This is a genomic window from Pseudomonas sp. PVC-3-1 (genome assembly GCF_057444315.1).
Window position 1 is genome coordinate 1,667,249 of sequence record NZ_CM172023.1, and the last position, 19,317, is coordinate 1,686,565.

Below are 19,317 nucleotides of genomic sequence, written 5' to 3' on the forward strand. Positions count from 1 at the left end.
GACTCCGACATGCTGAACCGTCTGCGAGTCTTCCGCGAACGTGGCTGGACGCCCATCGCGGCGGCCGACTATGCCGCCGCCTGGCAGCGCTTCGGCGGTAGCGTCGCCACCCACCCGGAGGTGGTCGAGCGTCTCGCCGCCCTGGCTGGAATCCCGGTGCGCTACCTGGGCTGGTTCGAAGGCGATGAACTGCGCGCCGCCGTGCCGACCTGGGGGCGCAACCTCGCGCTGTCCAAGGATGTGCTCAAGCGCGAAGGCAAGAAGGCGCTGTTCGACCTGGGCAACGCCGAGATCATCCTGCCGATCGCCGAAGGTGCTCGTATCGAGTTGCGCCATCAGGTGCGCTACCTCTCCGAGCTCAACCGCGAGCAGGTCAGCGACGCCCGCGAACAGCCTGAGCAACTGGCGATGAACCGCGCCCCGGCCGACTTCTCGAAGAAATTCCGCTACAACCAGCGCCGCGAACAGCGACTGCTGGAAGAGGCGGGCGGCGTGTTGCAGCCCATGAGCGAGCTGAGCCCAGAGGAGCAGGCAGGTATCTATGCCGACCTGTTCCAGCGCCGCTGGGAGTTCGAAGTGCCGGGCAAGGCGCGGCTGGCCGAAGTGTTCGGCCTGATGCGCGAATTCATGCGGGGTTCGCTGGTGCGCCTGGACGGCGAGCCGGTGGCGATCCAGATTCTCTATCGGGTCGAAGCGCCGAAGTGGGTCAGCGTCGAGTACATCAACGGCGGCGTGGCTCCGGAAAATCGCGAGTTCAGCCCCGGCAGCGTGCTCAGTTTCGTCAATACCCAGGAAGCCTGGGCTGACGCCGAGGCGCTGGGCAAGCCGCTACGCTACTCCTTCGGCCGTGCCGATCGCGAGTACAAGGACCGCTGGTGTCACCGCGTGCCGGTGTTCCAGGTCTGACCCCGCTTTTCGTAGGAGCGAGCTTGCTCGCGAACAGCCCCACCGCGAGGATGGGTTCGCGAGCAAGCTCGCTCCTACCGTTCGTGCACGGCCCATGAGCCTGTGCGTAGGAGCGGACTCCGTCCGCGATCGGTGTCCACGGAGAACCACATGACCGCCCGCAAACAGCACCTGCTCAAACAGCACCGTCGCAAGAAGCGCGTGGTCCTGCTCGTCGCCCTGCTGGCGCTGATCCTGCTGGGTATCTTCGCCCCCTGGTGGAGCGTGCCGCTGGCACTGCTGCTGGGCTGGGTCGCCCACGAAGCCTGGTTCGCCGACCACCTGTTCTATTCCCCGCGTGACGACTACCGCTACGACTTCCCGCCGGGCTCCATTGCCTTGCCGGTCTCCCTCGGCCGGCACGGCCTGCACGTCGCCAACGGCGCGCTGCCAGAGCAGGAAGAGACCCTGGTACTGGAAATCGAGGTAAAAGCCTCCTTGCTCGGTCGCTGGCTTGATCCGCAGGTGCTGATCGAGGGCGTCGAGCCTGACCGCCAGGACTTCGAGCGTGGCGTCAGCGGCAAGCGCTATATCAACCTGTCCGGCCAGGGCGAGGCGCTGCGCTCCGGGCATCTGCGCATCCGCAGCCGCCATTGCCGGCTGGCACAGCAGGGCGTGCTGCACGCCTTCGACAACCCCGATTACGCCCAGCAACGCCTGCTGATCATTGCGCCTCACTCCGACGATGCCGAGCTGGCTGCCTTCGGCCAGTACAGCCGCTGCCCGGACGCCTGGATAGTCACCCTCACCCAGGGCGAGATCGAAGCCGAGCACTACGAACGCCTCGGGCTGGGCAAGGCCGAGGCGGCCAGGCTCAAGGGCCGCCTGCGCACCTGGGACAGCATTGCCGCGCCGCTCTGGGGTGGCGTGCCGGCCGAGCGCTGCGTGCAACTGGGCTACTACTGCCTGCAACTGCCGGCCATGGCTGCCGAGCCGAGCCAGGCATTCGGCTCGAGGGAGTCCGGCGAGGTCGACGTCCGCAGCGTGCGTGGCCTGAATCCTTTCGCGCTGCCGGCGGACGGCGACGGCGCGCCGACCTGGCTCAATCTGGTGGCCGATCTCACGGCGCTGATCGAGCGCATCCGCCCCGAGGTGATTCTCACCGCCCATCCGGAACTGGACCCCCACGCCGACCATGTGCACGCCACCCGTGCGACGCTGGAGGCGATCGAGCGCAGCAGTTGGAAGCCGCAGACGCTGCTGCTCTACGCCAACCACCTGCACGACAATGATCGCTGGCCGATGGGCCCTGCCGACGGCGGCATTGCCCTGCCACCTTGTATCGAGGCATTGCCGGCCGACCCACTGTGGAGCCCCGTGCTCAATGCCGCGACGCGCATCGACAAGGCCCAGGCGCTGGCCCTGCAGCACGACCTGCAGACTCCCCTCACCGGCAAGAAGCGCCTGCGTCGGCTGATCCAGCGCGTGCTCGCCGGGCGTCAGTGGCCAGCTACCGGTGACGACGAGTTCTTCCGCAAGGCGGTACGCCGCCATGAGCTGTTCTGGGTCCGCAAAGTCCCGTAGAGATTGCCGTGACCGCCCGGTGCCCGGCGCAAGTCGCAGCGGGCGGCTATGGTATTATCCGCGGCGATTTCGACCTGCGGAGTTCCCATGAAATTGACCATGCCCCGATTCGATCAGGCCCCCGTTCTAGTAGTCGGCGACGTAATGCTCGACCGCTACTGGCACGGCGCGACCTCGCGCATCTCGCCCGAGGCGCCGGTGCCCGTGGTGCGGGTCGAGCAGCATGAGGACCGCCCCGGTGGCGCCGCCAACGTCGCGCTTAACCTGGCCGCCCTCGGGGCTCCGGCCTTCCTGGTCGGCGTTACCGGCGTCGATGAAGCGGCCGACAGCCTGAGCGACAGCCTGCAGGCGGTAGGCGTGACCACCCGCTTCCAGCGCATCGCCGGCCAGCCGACCATCGTCAAGCTGCGGGTCATGAGCCGCCACCAGCAGTTGCTGCGCGTGGACTTCGAGGAAGCCTTCCGCACTGACGCCGTGGCTTTGTCCTCCGACGTCGAGGCGCTGCTGGACCAGGTTCGCGTACTGGTGCTCTCCGACTACGGCAAGGGTGCGCTGAAGAACCACCAGCAACTGATCCAGGCCGCCCGCAAGCGCGGCATCCCGGTGCTGGCCGACCCCAAGGGCAAGGACTTCGCCATCTACCGTGGTGCCAGTCTGATCACCCCGAACCTTTCCGAATTCGAGGCTATCGTCGGTCGCTGCACCGACGAGGCCGACCTGGTCGCCAAGGGGCAGCAACTGATGACCGAGCTGGAGCTCGGCGCGTTGCTGGTCACCCGTGGCGAGCACGGCATGACCTTGCTGCGCCCCGGCCACAGCGCCCTGCACCTGCCGGCCCGCGCCCGCGAAGTGTTTGATGTCACCGGTGCCGGCGACACCGTGATTTCCACCCTGGCCGGCGCCATCGCCGCCGGTGAGGACCTGCCACAGGCCGTGGCCCTGGCCAACCTCGCTGCCGGCATCGTCGTCGGCAAGCTCGGTACTGCTGCCATCAGCGCCCCGGAACTGCGCCGCGCCGTGCAGCGCGAGCAGGGCTCCGAGCGTGGCGTGCTGAGCCTCGACCAACTGCTGCTGGCCATCGAAGACGCCCGCGCCCACGGCGAGAAGATCGTCTTCACCAACGGCTGCTTCGACATCCTCCACGCTGGCCACGTGACCTACCTGGAACAGGCGCGCGCGCAGGGTGACCGCCTGATCGTCGGGGTCAACGATGACGGCTCGGTGACCCGCCTGAAAGGCCCGGGACGTCCGATCAACAGCGTCGACCGCCGCATGGCCGTGCTCGCTGGCCTTGGCGCGGTGGACTGGGTCGTCAGCTTCGCCGAAGACACCCCTGAGCGCCTGCTCACCGAAGTCCGCCCGGACGTGCTGGTGAAGGGCGGCGACTACGGTGTCGAGCAGGTGGTCGGCGCCGACATCGTCAAGGCCTACGGCGGCGAAGTCCGCGTGCTGGGTCTGGTGGAAAACAGCTCCACCACCGCCATCGTCGAGAAGATCCGCCACCAGGGCTGATCTGCCTTCTCTTGCCTGGATGCCGAGGGTCTGGGCCTCTCCGGCAGGGAACGCCTTTTGTAGGAGCGAGCTTGCTCGCGAACAAACCCCGCTGCGGATTCGTTCGCGAGCAAGCTCGCTCCTACAGATTCCCCCATCCGCCCCGGCCCACTGACCGCTCTGCCAGTGACCGGCGGCAAAGCGGTCATGGTCCCTGCGGCATTTTGCAGCGCATGATCGGGGCATCCACCCTCCGCGGAGCGAGATGCCATGACCACCGACGTGCAGGGCCGCGCCCTGGCCGTGCTCAACCGTGTCGCCCAGGCCGACTGGCCGGATCGACTCAAGCTGCGCAAGCCCTTCGAAAGACTGCTCTACAGCGGCAGCCGCACCGGCTTCCGGCTGGCCAGCGAGCGTGCCGCCAAGCAACCCAAGACGCCACGCAAGGCCGACCCTGACGGGCTGTTCGACCTGTCCCTGTCCGACGAGCAGCAGATGCTCGTGGAGATGCTCGAAGGTTTCGCCGCCGAAGTACTGCGCCCGGCTGCTCATGAGGCTGACGCCAAGGCCGGCCTGAGTCTTGAGCTGCTGGCCCAGGCGCAGGAACTGGGCCTGACCCACTATGGCGTCAGCGAAGTGCACGGCGGCATGGCCGGCGAGCGCACAGTAGTGACCAACGCGCTGATCGCCGAATCCCTTGCCCGTGGCGACCTGAGCCTGGCCGCCGCGCTGCTGGTTCCGCTGTCGGCGGCCAACTGTATTCGTCGCTGGGGCTCGCCGGAACAACAGGCGCGCTGGTTGCCGGAGTTCGTCGCCGAAGAGCCCCCGCCGCTGATCGCCATTGCGGTCAACGAACCGCAACTGTTGGCCGATCCGCTGCGGCAATCCACCAAGGCGCGCAAGCGCGGTTCGAGCTACACGCTGTCCGGCGAGAAATGCCTGGTGGTGCGGGGTGTCGATGCGCAGAAGCTGATCGTTGCGGCGGATGCTGGCGACGGTCCGGCGCTGTTCCTCGTCGATACCCGTGCCAAGGGTGTTGAAGTGCGCGCCGAACCGGCCATGGGCCTGAGGGCCACCGGCACTGCGCGGGTTCGCTTCAAGGGGGTGAAGGTTCCGGCCGAGCAGCGGCTGGCGGCGGAGCGCTTTGACTTCCAGGCCTTCCTCGATCACACCGCGCTGGCCTGGTGTGCGCTGGCCGTGGGTACGGGGCAGGCAGCCCTCGATTACGTGATCACCTACTGCAACGAGCGCGAGGCTTTCGGTGAGCCGATCAGCCATCGCCAGGGCGTGGCCTTCATGGTCGTGGACATCGCCGTCGAGCTGGACGCCATGCGCCTGATGGTCTGGCGCGCCTGCGCGCTGGCTGAGCGCGGCCAGGTGTTCCACCGCGAGGCCTATCTGGCGAAGCTGCTCTGCGCCGAAAAGGCGATGAAGATCGGCACCGACGCGGTGCAACTGCTCGGCGGCCACGGTTTCACCCAGGAACACCCGGCCGAGCGCTGGTACCGCGACCTGCGCGCCGTCAGTTTGATGGCCGGCGGTCTACACCTGTAACGCGGGCTCATCGCTGCTGCGCTCGCCCAGCCGGCGTTGGAAACGAACTCGGAATGCTCATTTACAACTGTAAACTCCGCTTCCTCGTCCGTTTCCGCCTTGGCTGCGCTTCGCTCGCGACGCGATGAGCTCCGCTTAGGAGCCTTCCATGTACCTCGAGACACCGAAGAAATTCCGCACCCTGCAGAACCAGGCCCGTCAGGTGGCCGAGAACTACCTGCGGCCGATTTCGCGCAAGTACGACAAGGCCGAGCACGCCTATCCCAAGGAACTGGACCTGCTGGCAGCGTTGCTGGACGGCATGAACGCCGGCTCGCCGGACGCCGTCGGCGCCACCTCGGCGAGCAAGCGCAAGGCCGGCGCGGAGGAGGGTGTGAAGAACGGTGGCAACCTCTCTGCCTGCCTGGGCGTGATGGAAATGTGCTGGGGCGACACCGGCCTGCTGCTGGCCATGCCGCGCCAGGGGCTGGGCAACGCCGCCATCGCCGCGGTGGCCAATGAGGAGCAACTCAAACGCTTCTCCGGCACCTGGGCGGCCATGGCCATTACCGAACCGGGCTGTGGCTCGGACTCGGCAGCGATCCGCACCACTGCTACCCGCGATGGCGATCACTATCTGCTCAACGGCGAGAAGATCTTCGTCACCTCCGGCGCCCGCGCCGACGCGGTGGTGGTCTGGGCGACCCTGGACAAGAACCTGGGGCGCGCGGCGATCAAGTCCTTCGTGGTGGAGAAAGGCACCCCGGGCATGACCGTTACCCGCCTGGAGAAGAAGCTCGGCATCAAGGCCTCGGACACGGCCTCCATCAGCTTCAGCGACTGCCGCGTGCCGGCTGCCAACCTGCTGGGCAATGCCGAGATCGATGTGCAGAAGGGCTTTGCCGGGGTGATGGAGACCTTCGACAACACCCGCCCCCTGGTGGCCGCCATGGCCATCGGTGTGGCCAAGGCTTCGCTGGACCGCACCCGCGAGCTACTGAAGAAGGCCGGTTGCCGCTTCGACTATCGCCAGCCGCTGCTCACTGCCAGCCACGCCGAGGCCACGCTGTACCGCTTGGAAGCCGAGTGGGAAGCGGCGCGCCTGCTGACCCTGAAGGCCGCCTGGATGGCCGACAACCGCCTGCCCAACTCGAAGGAAGCTTCCATTGCCAAGGCCAAGGCTGGTCGAGTAGCCAACGAGGTGACGCTCAAGTGCGTCGAGCTGGCGGGGGCGCTGGGTTATGGAGAAGAAGAGTTGCTGGAGAAGTGGGCGCGGGATTCGAAGATCCTCGATATCTTCGAGGGTACCCAGCAGATCCAGCTACTGATCGTGGCGCGGCGGCTGTTGGGCAAGAGCTCCAGCCAACTGAAGTAACCGCGGGTTCTTGTAGGAGCGAGCTTGCTCGCGAATCGCCCAATGACTGCTTGGCCGGTGTGCACCGTTCGCGAGCAAGCTTGCTCCTACAGTGAGTCAGGTTCTGATCCGGCCGTCAGGATGGCCGGATCAGGTTACGGCCTCAGGCCGTGCGCCGCCCGCTACCGGCATTGCCGGCGGCGGGCGGCCACTGCTCCATCCATTCGCGGAAGCGGATGCGTTCCTCGCGTACGAGCCAGCCATCCTGCTCGGCGAAACTCTCGGACAGCCACAGGCCACGGGTGCTGGCCTTGCACAGCTCGCCCTTGCTCAGGGTGAACAGTTCGCCAGTCGGCTGGCCATGGTCCAGCGGCAGAAGGTAGATGTCCGGGCGACGGCGATCGAGGCGCGCCACCAGCGGGCCGCTTTCGAGCTTCTCGTCGACATGGAACAGGCTGACCTCGCGGGCATCCTTGGGCAGCTCCATGCGCAGGTCGTAGACCAGCTGCAAAGAAGCCGTCGGCAGGTGCACATAGGCCTGCGGGCGCTCCAGCAGACGCAGTGCGCCGGCCTGCACCGGGCGTGAGGCGCCTGACAGCGGGGTCAGGGAGAAGTGGCTGCTCTCGCGGTAGCGCAGGATGCCCTCGTAGGGCGTCGGCAGCCAGGTGTCGCCGAAACGCCCGCCGAGCCAGCCGTCGGCGGTTTCCACCAGGCATTCCTCGGCCACTTCCTGGATCGCGGTGAGCAGCGGCAGATTCAGTTCGTGGGCCGGCACGTAGCCGGAAATCAGCTTGAGCACCGTGTCGCCACGGTCCAGGCGGCGCTGGCGCACCAGGATCCAGTGGTCGCGCCCCTGGTAGTTCAGGGTCAGGCGCACCGAGACGCCGAGGTTGGCCAGTTCGGTGGTGAAACGTTCGGTTTCGGCGATCTCGATGGGGCGGCGCTTTTCCAGGACCTGGGCGAAGTTCAGGGGCTTGCCGAGGGTCTGGTAGATAAGACTTTCCGCACTGGCTTCCACCAGCAGCGGCAGGGTCTTGAAGGCGGTCGGGTCCTTGCGGGCGAGCGTACGGGGCATAGAGGGGCTTCCTTCTCGTACAGGGCGCCGGGTTGCGTTGGCGCGTCCTTCTTCGGTGCATGCTCTTGATGCATGGCTAGCGGACGACGCCGACGCGAACGCTGACCGTCTGGTAAGGGACGGTCCGGCCGATCGGTCTTTACGGGGTCGCTACAACCTAGACAGCCTGACACCGATCCTGGCGTCATCGAAAATCAAAAGGATTTCCGGATTTTTCCCTGAAAGGCTTGGCGATTCCGAGATTTTTGCAGGGGAATCGCCGGCTGGCGACAGTTTCTGTGCCCGCGGTTTTCGCCGGGGGAGTTGGAGCATGGCACAGGAATACGCAATCCACATGACCGTACGGCGTCTGCCGATCAGCGGTCGAGAACCTCAGCGGCGATGTTCACGTTGTGGCTCAGGTGCAGCGGATTGATGGTGCCGACGATGGCGCTGGCGACGCCGGGATGCCCCAGCACCAGCTCGAAGCTGGCGCGTACCGGGTCGACGCCGGGGGCGAGGGTGGCGTGGCCGCTGGCCAGGGCTTTCTTGATCAGGATGCCGCGGCCATGGGCCTGAGCGTGGTCGATCACCGACTTTTCCGCCTGCTCGTTGAGGTTGTAGGTGACCATCGCGCAGTCGCCGCGTTCCAGGGCCAGCAGGCCGCCGTCGGCGGTCTTGCCGGAGAAGCCGAAGCCGCGGATCAGCCCTTCGTCCTTCAGGCGTTCGAGGGTCGCGTAGACCTCGGTGCCGCGCAGGATGTCGAGGTCGTTGCCGTCCGAATGCACCAGCACCAGGTCGATGTAGTCGGTCTCCAGGCGCTGCAGGCTGCGCTCGACCGACCGGCGCGTGTGGGCGGCGCTGAAGTCGAACTGCGACTGGCCGCCGACGAATTCTTCGCCGGTCTTGCTGACGATTACCCACTGGTCGCGCTGGCCGCGCAACAGCGGGCCGAGGCGTTCCTCGCTGCGGCCGTAGGCCGGCGCGGTATCGATCAGGTTGATACCCAGGTCGCGGGCCAGCGCGATCAGGTCGGCGGCCTCGCGGTCATCGGGAATGCGGAAACCGGCGGGGTACTTCACGCCCTGGTCGCGGCCGAGCTTCACGGTGCCCAGGCCCAGCGGCGAGACGTTCAGGCCGGTGCTGCCCAGCGGGCGGTGCAGGTGATGCAGGGTTTTCATCCGAGCAGTTCCTCCCACACCGGGCGGGCCATGGAGGGACGCGGCAGAGCGGGAAGGGCGGCTGTTGCCTGTGGGCTCACGCCGGCTTTTGCCAGGGACTCCAGCACGCGATCGGCGAAGTTCGGCGCTAGGGCCAGCTTGGTCGGCCAGCCGACCAGCAGGGCGCCGTCCTCGGCGAGGAAGGCGCTGTCCGGGCGCAGCAGGTTGTTCTGCGAGGGCTCCGCGCGGTCCACGCGCAGGGTGGCCCAGCGGGCGGCGGAGAGATCGATCCACGGTACCAGCTTGTGCAGTTCGCGCTGCGCCTCGGCGATCTGCTCGGCTTCGTTGCGCGCTACGCCGCTGGCTTCGGCGATGTCACCGCCCAGGTACCACACCCAGTCGCCGTTGCTCAGCGGGTGAGTGGTGACGGTGACGCGCGGCTTCGGCCCGCCGCCGAGGCAGTGAGCGTACAGCGGTTTCAGGGTCGGCGCGGTGACCAGCACCATGTGCAGCGGGCGGCGCTGCATCTCCGGGCGCTCCAGGCCCAGTTCGCGCAGCAGTGCCTCGTTGCCCGCGCCAGCGCTGAGCACCACGCGCTGGGCGCGGATGTCGCGGCCGTCCACGCGCAGGCCGACCAGTTTGTCGCCTTCGCGCAGTGCTTCGATGCGTTCGCCCGCCAGCAGGCTGTCACCGGCCAGTTCGGCCAGGCGGGCGATCAGGCTGGGCACGTCCAGCACCAGCTCGGTGAGGCGGTAGGCCTTGCCCTTGAAGGCTTTGTCCTGCAGCGCCGGCGGCAGGTCGCTGCCCTTTACCTGGGCGACGCGGCTGCGCACTGCCTTGCTGGCGAAGAAGCTGGTGAGGTTGCCGGCCAGGCCGCCGGGCGACCACAGGTAATGAGCATCGGACAGTACGCGCACGCCGCGCAGGTCCACTTCGCCGGTGCCGGCCAGGCAGTCGCGCCACAGGGCGGGCATATCGGCGATAGCTTCCGAGGCGCCGGTCAGCGCGCCGTGCAGGGCGTATTTGGTGCCGCCATGGATGATCCCCTGCGAGCGCATGCTCTGCACGCCGCCCAGCGCGGTGTTCTCCACCAGTACGGTGGAAAAGCCGGCGCGCCGCAGGCGGGCATTGAGCCAGAGACCGGCGATACCGCCGCCGACGATGAGGATGTCGGTGCTCAGGGATTCGGACATGAAAGCGCCTCGAAGGGAAAAACGAAGCGCGCAGTATAACGCTTGAGGGCAGCGGTAAACGTCCGTCGCCTCAGGCTGACTTGTAGGAGCGAGCTTGCTCGCGAACCAGCTTGAGGAAGGCTTTCGCGAGCAAGCTCGCTCCTACAAAGTGCCGAGGGCGCCGCATCAGTGGCCCGCGTTGCCGGAGAACAGCTGGATCACAACGACCCCGCTGACGATCAGGCCCATGCCCAGCAGCGCGGCGGTATCGAGTTTCTGCTGGTAGAGCACCAGGGCTGCAATGCTGACCAGCACGATGCCCAGGCCCGCCCAGATGGCGTAGGCGATGCCCACCGGGATGCTGCGCACCACCAGGGTGAGCATCCAGAAGGAAATGGCGTAGCCGACGATCACCAATACCAGTGGCAAAGGCGTAGACAGGCCCTTCACCGACTTGAGCGAGGCGGTAGCGATGACTTCGGCGACGATGGCAATGGCGAGGTAGAGATAGCCGGGCATGGTGGGTGCTCCCCGGAACGACACGCCGCTCGTTGTGAGCGACACGCAGCTGACGTTCGATTCTGGCGGCCATTCTAGTCCCGTGGTTGATGGGATAAAGTCATTACCTATCTGATTTAGAGATGGGTGGTGGGGATAGACCATGCAATGGAACCTGGACCAGTTGCGCCTGTTCGTCAGCGTGGCCGATCAGTCGTCATTTTCCGCTGCCGCGCGGCAGCTGAAGCGGGTGCAGTCTGCCGTGAGTTCCTCCATCGCGCTGCTGGAGAGCGACCTGGGCGTGACCCTGTTCGAGCGCAGTAGCGGCCGGCAGCCGGTGCTGACCGTCGAGGGGCGTGCTCTGCTGGACGAGGCGCGCGAGGTGCTGCGCCAGTGTGAGCGGCTGGAGAGCCGCGCTCTGTCGCTGGTGCGTGGCACCGAGCCTTTGTTGCGGCTGGCACAGGATGAGGCGATGCCCTACCAGCCGGTACTTTCCGGCTTGCAGGCGCTGGCGCAGGAGTTCCCTACGGTGGAGGTGCAGCTGTCCAGCAGTGCCCAGGGCGATGTGGCGCGCAAGCTGTTGGAGCGGCGCGCCGACCTCGGCCTGCTTTTCCATCATGAGGGCATGCCCGAGCAATTGGAGCGGCAGCGCCTGGGCACCATCGAGATGGTCACCGTATGCGGCGCCGGGCACGAGCTGGCCAAGCTGGACTACGCCGACCGGCGCGAGCTGGCGCGGCATCGCCAACTGTTGATGGCCCCGCAGGACAGCCACTATCCCGGCGGCGAGCAGATCAGCCCGCTGGTGTGGCGTGCCGACAGCTTCTACGCCATGGCAGAGCTGCTGATGCGCGACCTCGGTTGGGCCTGGTTGCCGACTCACGTGGCGCAATACCCGGCTTACCAGCCGTTGCTGGTTGAGCTGGCCAGCGACTGGACGCCGCCGCCGCTGGTGGTGGAGCTGGTCTGGCGTCGCGACGAGCCGCTGGGGCCAGCGGCGAACTGGTTGGGCGAGTGCTTCGCCGAGCACCTGGCCGCACCGGTGTGACGTGCTTTTCGTAGGAGCGCGCTTGCTCGCGAATCGCCTGATAGCAGAGCGGCCGGCAAGCGCTGTTCGCGAGCAAGCTCGCTCCTACAAGGTCAAAAGCTTCGGGGAGCGAGGATTGCCACCCATGCGTGGCGGATAGCGCTGGCGCGGTATGCGCCCTACGAAAGCGACCCGGTAGCGGATTCTGCGGCGGGGCGCCGGGGGAATTTGCTACTCTCCGCCGCCATGAACCGGACCCTCTATACCCTGCTGTTCCACCTGGGCCTGCCGCTGGTCGCGCTGCGCCTGTTCCTGCGCTCGCGCAAGGCGCCGGCCTATGCCCTGCGCGTCGGCGAGCGCTTCGCCCTTGGCCTGCCGGCGCTCAAGCCCGGCGGCATCTGGGTGCACGCGGTCTCAGTGGGCGAGAGCATCGCCGCCGCGCCGATGATCCGCGCGCTGATGCAGCGCCATCCCGGCCTGCCGATCACCGTCACCTGCATGACACCCACCGGCTCCGAGCGCATCCGCGCACTGTTCGGCGACCAGGTGCAGCACTGCTACCTGCCGTACGACCTGCCCTGGGCCGCGGCGCGTTTCCTCGACCGTGCACGGCCGGTGCTGGGCGTGATCATGGAAACGGAGCTGTGGCCCAACCATATCCACCAGTGCGCCAAGCGCGGCATTCCGGTGGCGCTGGCCAATGCGCGGCTGTCCGAGCGCTCGGCGCGCGGTTATGCGCGCTTCGCCGGGCTGACCCGGCCGATGCTGGAAGAGATGAGCTGGATCGCCGTGCAGACCGAGGCCGAGGCCGAGCGCTTCCGGCGGCTTGGCGCACGCCCAGGCTGCGTGAGCGTGACGGGCTCGATCAAGTTCGACCTGACTATCGACCCCGAATTGCGGGTGCGCGCCAGTGACCTGCGCGGCCAGTGGCAGGCGCAACAGCGGCCGGTCTGGATTGCCGCGAGCACCCATGCCGGGGAAGACGAAATCATTCTGGCGTCCCATCGCCAACTGCTGGAAAAGCATCCGGACGCATTGCTGATCCTGGTGCCGCGCCACCCGGAGCGCTTCGGCCCGATGTTCGAGCTGTGCCAGCGTGAAGGCTTCCGAACCCAGCGTCGCTCCACCGGCGAGCCGGTCACGGCGGACACCCAGGTTCTGCTGGGCGACACCATGGGCGAACTGCTGTTCCTCTATGCGCTGGCCGACGTCGCTTTCGTCGGTGGCAGCCTGGTGCCCAACGGCGGGCACAACCTGCTGGAGCCGGCGGCGCTGGGCAAGCCGGTGCTGTCCGGCCCGCACCTGTTCAACTTCCTGGAAATCGCCGCGCAATTGCGTGAGGTCGGGGCGTTGCGCGAAGTAGCCGATGCGCCTTCGCTGGCGGTGGCCGTGGCGGCGTTGTGGGACGAGCCTGCTTCGGCGGAGCGCATGGCTGAGGCTGGGTTGGGGGTGATGAAGGCCAACCAGGGCGCTTTGGAGCGGTTGCTGGATGGGTTGGGGCGCTTGGTCAGGGGCTGATGCGGACTGCGGTGCAGAGACGTTCCCTCACCCTGCCCCTCTCCCGGTGGGAGAGGGGACCGATCGGTGTCGGCTGACACACTGAGCCCGCCGGACAAAGCAGTTTTAAAAGGCTCGCCAACAGGTTGCCTGCCTCCCCGCCAGCGCCGACCCACCCCCTCTCCCTCAGGGAAAGGGCTGGGGTGAGGGGAGAGCCTGGGCTCCAGAGTTTCCCAGGACCTCGACTGTAGGAGCGAGCTTGCTCGCGAACCTGTCTGCCCCCGGTACTCCTGTAAGAGCGTTCGCGAGCAAGCTCGCTCCTACAAAAAACTCCGAAGCTCTCAGAACGTCGGCGGCGTAATCACCCAGAGCACCACGGCATCCACATCCCCCGGGTTGCCATAGCGGTGCGGCTCCTGGCTGGAATAGCTGAAGCTGTCGCCTTCATTGAGCAGGAAATAGCGCTCGCCTACCCACAGCTCGAATGTGCCGCTGAGCAGGTAGCCGGCTTCTTCGCCTTCGTGGCTGTAGCTCTGCTGGCTGTAGGTTCCGGGCGGGAACTTCGAATGGAGGATTTCCAGCTGGCGGCTGGGCTGCGGGCTGAGCAGTTCGTCGACGATGCCATCTTCGTAATGCACGCTGGTGCGCGCATTGCGCCGTACTACGTAACCGGCGTCGCCAGGGTCGACCTGCACTTCGCTGGCGAAGAACCACTGGATGGTCACGCCCAGGCTGCGGGCGATGTTGAACAGCGCCGGGATCGACGGATACGCCAGGTTGCGCTCCAGCTGGCTGATGTAGCCGGCGGTGAGCCCGCTCTGCTCGGCCAGCTCCGCCAGGGTCATGCCGCGCCGTTTGCGCAGGCCGCGGATGCGGGTGCCGAGGAACTGCGCTTCGGCGTTGGCGGGTGCTTCCTGCGGGGCTTTGCGGCTCATGCGAAGAGGTCCTGGGGATGGGCGTCGTGGGGCATTCTAAACAATGCGCCGGGGCTGTGGACCGATTGCTTTTCTTGTAGGAGCGAGGGGGACGCCCAGTTCTTGCTCGCGAACACGCTTTCCGGCGACTTTGGCGCTGGGCGGTTCGCGAGCAAGCTCGTTCCTACAAACAAGGGCCTCAGATTGCCCAACCCGCCTTGAGACCCTCGTAGATCGCTTCCTCCGCCGTGCGCGGCGCCAGGCAGTCGCCGATACGGCGTACCTCGGCGAGGTCGACGATCTCATCGGCCAGTTCGTCCACCGGCTGGTGGCCCTGGCAGAGCACCAGGGTGTCGATATTTTCCACCAGCATCGGCTCGCCGCTGGCGGTGTGCTGCAGGTAGACGGTGCTGTCGTCCACGCCGTACAGACGGGCGTAGGGGGTAATGGTGATGCCCAGGCGGTGCAGTTCGCCGGCCAGGTGGTCGCGTACGTAGAGCGGCAGGCTTTCGCCGGCGTGGGTGCCGTTCACCGCCAGGTGCACCTGGTGGCCGTCGCGCATCAGGCGCTCGGCGATGCCGGGGGCGATCCAGTCGGCGCGCCAGTCGGTGACCAGCACCGAGCGACCGAGCTTCACTTCACCGCGCAGTACCTGCCAGGCGTCCACCACCTGCAACTCACCAGCCTCCTCGTATGGCGGGCGATAGGGCTTGGCGCCGGTGGCGACGATCACCACATCGGGACGCTCGGCTTCCACCAGCGCGCGGTCGACGCGAGTATTGCGGCGCACTTCGACGCCGGCCAGCTGCATCTCGCGCTGCAGGTTGGTGGAGGCGCCGCCGAACTCCGCGCGACGCGGCAGCAGCTGGGCGAGGTTGACCTGTCCACCAAGCTGGCCGCTGGCCTCGCAGAGCGTCACGTCATGGCCGCGCTGTGCCGCGACAGCAGCCGCTTTCATGCCTGCCGGCCCGCCACCGACGACCAGCACGCGCTTGCGCTGGGCGGCCATCGTGCGTTCTGCGTAGATCAGTTCGCGGCCGGTTTCCGGATGCTGGATGCAGGAGATCGGGTAGCCGCGGTGGAAGTGGCCGATGCACGCCTGGTTGCAGGCGATGCAGGCGCGTACGTCCTCGACATGGCCGCTTTCGGTCTTGCTCGGCATCTGCGGGTCGCAGATCAGCGCGCGGGTCATGCCGCAGACATCGGCCTGGCCGCGGGCGACGATCAGCTCGGCTTCCTGCGGCTGGTTGATGCGCCCGGTGACGAACAGCGGAATGTCCAGGTTGCGCTTGAAGGTGCCGGCCTCGTTGGCCAGGTACGCCGCCTCGATGGCCATGGGCGGCACGATGTGGATGGCGCCGCCCAGCGATGCCGAGGTGCCGGCGACGATGTGCACGTAGTCCAGGTCTTTCTGCAGCCCTTTGACGCCCTGCAGCGATTCGTCTTCGGTGAGGCCTTCGGGATCGCGTTCGTCGGCGGAGATGCGCAGGCCGATGATGAAGTCTTCATCGGTGGCGGCGCGGATGGCGGTGATCACTTCGCGGGTGAAGCGCAGGCGGGCGTCGAGGTCACCGTTGTAACCGTCGCTGCGGCGGTTCACCCGTGGGTTGAGGAACTGTGCCGGCAGGTAACCGTGGCTGGCGACCACTTCCACGCCATCGATGCCGGCAGTGTGCAGGCGGCGTGCGGCGGCGGCGTAGCCTTCGATGATTTCGTCGATCATCGCCTGGCTCAGCTCGCGGGGCATCACCCGGAAACGTTCGTTGGGCGAGGCGGACGGTGCGTAGGCCACGGCCAGCAGGCCGTCGCTGGACTCCATGATCTCCCGGCCGGGGTGGAACACCTGGGACAGCACCACGGTGCCTTCGGCATGGCACGCCTCGGCGATGCGACGGTAGCCGGGGATGCAGGCGTCATCGGTGGCCATCAGCACGTGCGAGGTGTAGCGGGCGCTGTCATGCACGCCGGCGACCTGCAGCACGATCAGGCCGACGCCGCCCTTGGCGCGGGCGGTGTGGTAGGCCACCAACTGGTCGTTGACCAGATTGTCGGTGGGCATCGAGGTGTCGTGCCCAGTGGACATGATGCGGTTCTTCAGCGCTTTGCCGCGGATGCGCAGCGGGCTGAACAGGTGGGGAAACTGGCTCATCGGGCAACTCCGGATTCTTGTTGTAAATACAGCGCTAAACATCGACCGCGCGAGGTAGAGCGCAACAAGGCGGAGACCGGAGAGGCAGCGGAATTTACTTCAGTAATGAGCATGCCGAGCCGGTTTCCAACGCCGTTGCGCCGCCGCGCAGCCGGTCGACCAGCTAGGCGTTGCGCGCCTGCCAGTCCACCGGGTAGAGGGCGTAGAACACGCAGGCCTTCTCGCCTTCGTAGGCCAGTGGTGTGCGCTCGGGCACCCAGATCACGTCGCCGGGCTTGGCGTCGATTACCTGGTCGGCCAGGCGCAGGCGGAAGTTGCCTTCGAGCACCACGATCAGTTCGTCGTAGAGCACGGTCCACTCGATGGACACCCCGTCGAAGCGAGCGAGGCCCGCACCCATGGTTTCGCTGTCGGCCGGGCCGATCAGCCGGCAGATGGCGGCGCGTTCGATGTCCTGCCCACCATAGGACTGGAACTGCAGGGCGGATTGCTGGAAGTGGCGGACCTGGGACACGGCGGCTTCTCCTGAGTCGGGCAATGTTGTCTAGGCAAGTGTTGCTTAAGTTATGTCTATGGAAATTTACCGCCAGTAAAAAATCAACTTGTTTTTTTAAAAGTGACTGGGTAGTTTCGAAGCCGCTCCCGGAGTTTTCCGGAGCAACCGCGACGTGCTCCACAACAACTACAAGAGGAGAGGCGCATGAACCGTCCCGTACGGTCCCCCCTCGCATGGCGGGCCCACCCGCTGGCAATCGATTTCCCTCTGCCCGTTGTTCCGGCGCGCCCGTCCAGCGTGCGCGCGGCCATCCCGGCTGCGCCCATTGCCACCTACGACTGGGGGTATGCTCGATGACTTTCCACCGCAACAACTTCCACAAGCGCTCCTTCCTCAAGACCGTCACCTCACCGCTGCTGCTCGCCCTCGGGCTGAGCTGCGGCGCCGTCCAGGCCGCCGAGAACATGGTGGTGGTCGGCTACGGCGGTGCTGGCCAGAAGGCGCAGGATGCCGCGTTCTTCCAGCCTTTCAGCAAGCAGTCCGGGGTGGGCGTGACCCAGACCGAGTACAACGGCGAGATGGCACGCATCAAGGTGATGGCCGACACCGGCCACGCCGACTGGGACGTGGTGCAGATCGAGGGCCCGGACCTGGCCCGCGGCTGCGACGAGGGCCTGTTCGTGCCGCTGGACTGGCAGCAGATCGGCAACAAGGATCAGCTCATTCCCAACGCCGCCAAGGACTGCGGCTCGGCCGCGCTGGTGTGGGGCGTGGCCATCGCCTATGACGCCGACAAGCTCAAGCCGGCGCCGCAATCCTGGGCGGACTTCTGGGACGTGCAGAAATTCCCTGGCAAACGCGGTCTGCGCAAGCGCGCGATCTACAACCTGGAGTTCGCCCTGATGGCTGACGGCGTGAAGCCGGCGGACGTCTACAGGACGCTGGGCACCAAGGCCGGCGTCGACCGCGCCTTCGCCAAGCTCAACCAGATCAAGCCGTACGTGCAGTGGTGGGAAGCCGGTGCGCAGCCTGCGCAGTGGCTGGCCGCCGGTGACGTGGTGATGACCACCACCTACACCGGGCGCATCGCCGATGCCTACAAGGGCGGACGCAACCTGCAACTGGTCTGGCCGGGCAGTCTCTACGGCATGGACTACTGGGCGATCATCAAGGGCTCGCAGCACGTCGATGCGGCAAAGCGTTTCATTGCCTTCGCCAACCAGCCCGATGCCCAGGTCGACTACGTGAAGCACATTGCGTATGGTCCGACCAACAAGCAGGCCGCCGAACGCCTGCCGTCCGACCTGGCCGGCTGGGTGCCGACCTCCACGCAGAATCTGCCCCAGGGCCTGGCGATGGACGATGAGTTCTGGGTTGACCACGGCGAGGAGCTGGAAGAGCGCTTCAACGCCTGGGCCGCCCAATGACCAGAATGTGACCGTGACGCCGGGGCCTGTGCCCCGGCGTCCTTTTGCCTTGAGGAGAAGTGCACCATGACGTCGCTGCAGGCGCCCAGTCGCGCCACCTGTTCGCCCGAGGAATGGAAACTGCGCGAGGAACTGGCGGCCTGCTACCGCCTGATCGCGCACTACCGCATGACCGACCTGATCTTCACCCACATCTCGGTGCGCATCCCCGGTCCCGACCACCATTTCCTGATCAATCCCTATGGCCTGATGTTCGACGAGATCACCGCGTCGAGCCTGGTGAAGATCGACCTCAGCGGTCATGCGGTCGAGCCGTCGCCCTACAAGGTCAACCCGGCCGGCTTCGTGATCCACAGCGCCATCCACGGCGCCCGCGAAGACGCGCAGTGCGTGCTGCACACCCATACCCGCGCCGGTTGTGCGGTGGCGGCGCAGGCCTGTGGGTTGCTGCCGCTGAACCAGATTTCCCTGGAGTTCTACGGACGCCTGGGCTACCACGACTACGAAGGCATCGCCCTGTCGATGGACGAGCAGGAGCGTCTGGTGCGCGACCTGGGCGACCACTACGGCCTGATGTTGCGCAACCACGGCCTGTTGACCGTGGGTCAGACGGTGCAGCAGGCGTTCCTGCGCATGTACTACCTAGAGAAGGCCTGCGACATCCAACTGGCGGCCCAGGCCGGCGGTGAGCTGGTGATTCCACCGGAGGAGGTGTGCCGTCACACCGAGCAACAATTCAATGCCCCGGCGCGGCCGCTGGCGGAGGGGGAGCTGAGCGATCCGGATGGTTACGACCTGGCGTGGAGCGCGTTGCTGCGCATGCTGGATCGGGTGTCGCCCGGTTACCGTGATTGAGCAATCGGTCGTTGTGTTGACCGGCTCCGCGCATGGCTCGACCCATCGCGGACGGAGTCCGCTCCTACGTGAAAGTTCTGCGCTCGGGTTGGCCCTCACCCTAACCCTCTCCCAGGAGGAGAGGGGACCGTTCGGTGCAGGATGAAACCTTGGCGTCAGCCGGATCGGATTGCTCCCTCTCCCTGAGGGAGAGGGCTGGGGTGAGGGGGATGAATGGGTAC

At 66.6% G+C, this 19,317-nt stretch carries 16 protein-coding genes; 9 read left to right on the forward strand and 7 right to left on the reverse strand.

Annotated features, from left to right (window positions below; translation table 11 throughout):
• Positions 1-9 precede the first annotated feature (9 nt).
• The 5 genes from AC2T4A_RS07730 (at position 10) to AC2T4A_RS07750 (ending at position 6,868) form a co-directional block, all read left to right on the forward strand.
• Entirely contained in the window at positions 10-906 is an 897-nt protein-coding gene (locus AC2T4A_RS07730; RefSeq protein ID WP_478378589.1) for a GNAT family N-acetyltransferase, read from the forward strand.
• Between the two features lie 150 nt (positions 907-1,056).
• Positions 1,057-2,469 carry a PIG-L deacetylase family protein gene (locus AC2T4A_RS07735; protein WP_486743028.1) on the forward strand — a complete coding sequence of 471 codons (1,413 nt, stop codon included), beginning with the start codon at positions 1,057-1,059 and terminating at the stop codon, positions 2,467-2,469.
• An 87-nt stretch (positions 2,470-2,556) separates the two neighbouring features.
• A complete protein-coding gene (hldE, locus tag AC2T4A_RS07740) occupies positions 2,557-3,981 on the forward strand; it encodes a bifunctional D-glycero-beta-D-manno-heptose-7-phosphate kinase/D-glycero-beta-D-manno-heptose 1-phosphate adenylyltransferase HldE (protein ID WP_416750834.1) in 1,425 nt (474 codons plus the stop codon).
• A gap of 249 nt (positions 3,982-4,230) precedes the next feature.
• The gene (locus tag AC2T4A_RS07745) at positions 4,231-5,514 is read left to right on the forward strand and encodes an acyl-CoA dehydrogenase family protein (protein WP_486743029.1); all 1,284 of its coding nucleotides are present in this window, start codon (positions 4,231-4,233) and stop codon (positions 5,512-5,514) included.
• 148 nt (positions 5,515-5,662) lie between these two features.
• Positions 5,663-6,868 (forward strand): acyl-CoA dehydrogenase family protein, encoded by a 1,206-nt coding sequence (locus AC2T4A_RS07750; protein WP_486743030.1) that lies wholly within the window; start codon positions 5,663-5,665, stop codon positions 6,866-6,868.
• 142 nt (positions 6,869-7,010) lie between these two features.
• On the opposite strand, the gene AC2T4A_RS07755 is transcribed toward AC2T4A_RS07750, so the two are convergent.
• The 4 genes from AC2T4A_RS07755 to AC2T4A_RS07770 form a co-directional block, all read right to left on the reverse strand.
• Complete coding sequence (locus tag AC2T4A_RS07755) at positions 7,011-7,922, reverse strand: metal ABC transporter ATPase (RefSeq protein ID WP_486743031.1); 912 nt, start codon at positions 7,920-7,922, stop codon at positions 7,011-7,013.
• A gap of 356 nt (positions 7,923-8,278) precedes the next feature.
• Positions 8,279-9,082 carry an aldo/keto reductase gene (locus AC2T4A_RS07760; protein ID WP_486743032.1) on the reverse strand — a complete coding sequence of 268 codons (804 nt, stop codon included), beginning with the start codon at positions 9,080-9,082 and terminating at the stop codon, positions 8,279-8,281.
• The gene (locus tag AC2T4A_RS07765) at positions 9,079-10,254 is read right to left on the reverse strand and encodes an NAD(P)/FAD-dependent oxidoreductase (RefSeq protein ID WP_486743033.1); all 1,176 of its coding nucleotides are present in this window, start codon (positions 10,252-10,254) and stop codon (positions 9,079-9,081) included. The genes AC2T4A_RS07760 and AC2T4A_RS07765 overlap by 4 nt, the downstream gene beginning before the upstream one ends.
• A 165-nt stretch (positions 10,255-10,419) precedes the next feature.
• The gene (locus tag AC2T4A_RS07770; protein WP_024764290.1) at positions 10,420-10,752 is read right to left on the reverse strand and encodes a DMT family transporter; all 333 of its coding nucleotides are present in this window, start codon (positions 10,750-10,752) and stop codon (positions 10,420-10,422) included.
• Between the two features lie 142 nt (positions 10,753-10,894).
• Between AC2T4A_RS07770 and AC2T4A_RS07775 the strand changes: the two genes are divergently transcribed.
• Both AC2T4A_RS07775 and waaA read left to right on the forward strand, forming a co-directional pair.
• Positions 10,895-11,779, forward strand: a complete 885-nt coding sequence (locus AC2T4A_RS07775; protein WP_416750822.1) for a LysR family transcriptional regulator — start codon at positions 10,895-10,897, stop codon at positions 11,777-11,779.
• Positions 11,780-12,004: 225 nt separating this feature from the next.
• The gene (gene waaA, locus AC2T4A_RS07780) at positions 12,005-13,276 is read left to right on the forward strand and encodes a lipid IV(A) 3-deoxy-D-manno-octulosonic acid transferase (protein WP_486743034.1); all 1,272 of its coding nucleotides are present in this window, start codon (positions 12,005-12,007) and stop codon (positions 13,274-13,276) included.
• Between the two features lie 320 nt (positions 13,277-13,596).
• On the opposite strand, the gene AC2T4A_RS07785 is transcribed toward waaA, so the two are convergent.
• From AC2T4A_RS07785 to AC2T4A_RS07795, 3 genes are all read right to left on the reverse strand, one after another.
• Positions 13,597-14,190: a helix-turn-helix domain-containing protein gene (locus tag AC2T4A_RS07785; RefSeq protein WP_416750817.1), complete on the reverse strand. Its 594-nt coding sequence runs from the start codon at positions 14,188-14,190 to the stop codon at positions 13,597-13,599.
• Between the two features lie 178 nt (positions 14,191-14,368).
• The gene (locus AC2T4A_RS07790) at positions 14,369-16,318 is read right to left on the reverse strand and encodes an oxidoreductase (RefSeq protein WP_486743035.1); all 1,950 of its coding nucleotides are present in this window, start codon (positions 16,316-16,318) and stop codon (positions 14,369-14,371) included.
• Positions 16,319-16,481: 163 nt separating this feature from the next.
• Positions 16,482-16,832, reverse strand: a complete 351-nt coding sequence (locus tag AC2T4A_RS07795) for a cupin domain-containing protein (protein WP_416750813.1) — start codon at positions 16,830-16,832, stop codon at positions 16,482-16,484.
• Between the two features lie 335 nt (positions 16,833-17,167).
• On the opposite strand from AC2T4A_RS07795, the gene AC2T4A_RS07800 reads away from it, so the two are divergent.
• Both AC2T4A_RS07800 and AC2T4A_RS07805 read left to right on the forward strand, forming a co-directional pair.
• Positions 17,168-18,241 carry an ABC transporter substrate-binding protein gene (locus AC2T4A_RS07800; RefSeq protein WP_416750811.1) on the forward strand — a complete coding sequence of 358 codons (1,074 nt, stop codon included), beginning with the start codon at positions 17,168-17,170 and terminating at the stop codon, positions 18,239-18,241.
• A 66-nt stretch (positions 18,242-18,307) separates the two neighbouring features.
• A complete protein-coding gene (locus tag AC2T4A_RS07805) occupies positions 18,308-19,096 on the forward strand; it encodes a class II aldolase/adducin family protein (RefSeq protein ID WP_045216149.1) in 789 nt (262 codons plus the stop codon).
• Positions 19,097-19,317: the final 221 nt, after the last annotated feature.

What these genes read in the sequence shown, in the direction of transcription:
- AC2T4A_RS07755 (WP_486743031.1), bottom strand. Translation starts at nt 7,922, where the DNA reads ATGCCCCGTACGCTCGCCCGCAAGGACCCGACCGCCTTCAAGACCCTG.
- AC2T4A_RS07775 (WP_416750822.1), top strand. Translation starts at nt 10,895, where the DNA reads ATGCAATGGAACCTGGACCAGTTGCGCCTGTTCGTCAGCGTGGCCGAT.
- waaA (WP_486743034.1), top strand. Translation starts at nt 12,005, where the DNA reads ATGAACCGGACCCTCTATACCCTGCTGTTCCACCTGGGCCTGCCGCTG.
- AC2T4A_RS07805 (WP_045216149.1), top strand. Translation starts at nt 18,308, where the DNA reads ATGACGTCGCTGCAGGCGCCCAGTCGCGCCACCTGTTCGCCCGAGGAA.
- AC2T4A_RS07760 (WP_486743032.1), bottom strand. Translation starts at nt 9,082, where the DNA reads ATGAAAACCCTGCATCACCTGCACCGCCCGCTGGGCAGCACCGGCCTG.
- AC2T4A_RS07730 (WP_478378589.1), top strand. Translation starts at nt 10, where the DNA reads ATGCTGAACCGTCTGCGAGTCTTCCGCGAACGTGGCTGGACGCCCATC.
- hldE (WP_416750834.1), top strand. Translation starts at nt 2,557, where the DNA reads ATGAAATTGACCATGCCCCGATTCGATCAGGCCCCCGTTCTAGTAGTC.
- AC2T4A_RS07785 (WP_416750817.1), bottom strand. Translation starts at nt 14,190, where the DNA reads ATGAGCCGCAAAGCCCCGCAGGAAGCACCCGCCAACGCCGAAGCGCAG.
- AC2T4A_RS07745 (WP_486743029.1), top strand. Translation starts at nt 4,231, where the DNA reads ATGACCACCGACGTGCAGGGCCGCGCCCTGGCCGTGCTCAACCGTGTC.
- AC2T4A_RS07770 (WP_024764290.1), bottom strand. Translation starts at nt 10,752, where the DNA reads ATGCCCGGCTATCTCTACCTCGCCATTGCCATCGTCGCCGAAGTCATC.
- AC2T4A_RS07750 (WP_486743030.1), top strand. Translation starts at nt 5,663, where the DNA reads ATGTACCTCGAGACACCGAAGAAATTCCGCACCCTGCAGAACCAGGCC.
- AC2T4A_RS07790 (WP_486743035.1), bottom strand. Translation starts at nt 16,318, where the DNA reads ATGAGCCAGTTTCCCCACCTGTTCAGCCCGCTGCGCATCCGCGGCAAA.
- AC2T4A_RS07800 (WP_416750811.1), top strand. Translation starts at nt 17,168, where the DNA reads ATGACTTTCCACCGCAACAACTTCCACAAGCGCTCCTTCCTCAAGACC.
- AC2T4A_RS07735 (WP_486743028.1), top strand. Translation starts at nt 1,057, where the DNA reads ATGACCGCCCGCAAACAGCACCTGCTCAAACAGCACCGTCGCAAGAAG.
- AC2T4A_RS07765 (WP_486743033.1), bottom strand. Translation starts at nt 10,254, where the DNA reads ATGTCCGAATCCCTGAGCACCGACATCCTCATCGTCGGCGGCGGTATC.